At 58.5% G+C, this 653-nt stretch carries 1 protein-coding gene; it reads left to right on the forward strand.

What is annotated here, in order from left to right; all coding sequences use genetic code 11:
• Positions 1 to 653, forward strand: a 653-nt coding sequence (locus ACTHUR_RS14990; RefSeq protein WP_440399399.1) for an MBL fold metallo-hydrolase, incomplete at both ends; no start/stop codon positions are given.

The raw sequence follows: 653 nt of genomic DNA on the forward strand, positions 1-653 counted from the left end.
CCGTTTCTACCACACCGGCTACTGCACCCATCCCGAATGTATGGTCGAACGGGGCGGCAGCCTGCGTAAAGCCGCCTTTCCCGCCATGACCGCCCACATCACCCACCAAGGCGGCAACCTGCTGTTCGATACCGGCTACGCGCCCCGCTTTTTCGAAGCCTGCCGCCGCTTTCCCGAAAAATTTTACGCGCTGACCACGCCCGTCACCCTCAGCCAACCGACCATACGCGAACGCTTGGGCGATGCCGCGCACGACATCAACCAAATCTTCCTGTCCCACCTGCACGCCGACCATATTGCCGGACTCAAAGACTTCCCCGATGCAGAAATCATCCTTTCCCGTACCGCCTACGATTTTGTTTACCGTACCGATAAACCCGAAAGCCTGACCAACCGCATCATCGAAGTCAAACAAGGCTTCCTGCGCGAGCTGTTGCCCCAAGACCTGCCGCAGCGCGCCCGCTTTATCGAAGATATGCCCGAAGTCCGCCTTGACGAAGCGTTTTACCCATTTGAACAAGGCTACCGCATCAGCGCCGATTTGATTGCCGTCGCCCTGCCCGGCCATGCCGCCGGACAATACGGACTGATAGCCGGAGAATTTTTCCTGATTGCCGACGCCGTTTGGCGGTTTGCAACCATCAGCCACAACC

The organism is Neisseria sp. P0021.S007, assembly GCF_051956855.1.